Source organism: Gemmiger formicilis (genome assembly GCF_016901605.1).
Classification (GTDB): Bacteria; Bacillota; Clostridia; order Oscillospirales; family Ruminococcaceae; genus Gemmiger; species Gemmiger formicilis_B.
This window is the reverse complement of record NZ_JACJKP010001063.1, coordinates 1-215: the sequence shown is the minus strand read 5'-3', so window position 1 is coordinate 215 and position 215 is coordinate 1. Positions and strand designations below refer to the sequence as shown.

At 50.7% G+C, this 215-nt stretch carries 1 protein-coding gene; it reads right to left on the bottom strand.

The genetic code is table 11. The features are described from left to right. A partial coding sequence (locus H6B10_RS18625; protein ID WP_243427462.1) for an ATP-binding cassette domain-containing protein occupies window positions 1-215 on the bottom strand: 215 nt, incomplete at both ends.

Genomic DNA, 215 nt, shown 5'->3' with positions numbered 1-215 from the left:
GTAGATTTCGTACTTGGCACCAACGTCGATACCGCGGGTGGGCTCGTCCATCATAAAGACCTGCGGTTCACGCTCGAGCCATTTGCCGAAAATTACTTTCTGCTGATTGCCGCCGGAAAGGCTGGAAATCATATCATCCGGACCCATGCATTTGGTATGCATGATCTTGATCTCTTTATTAGTGGCCTTGACCATCTTAGGGGTGGACAGCGCCA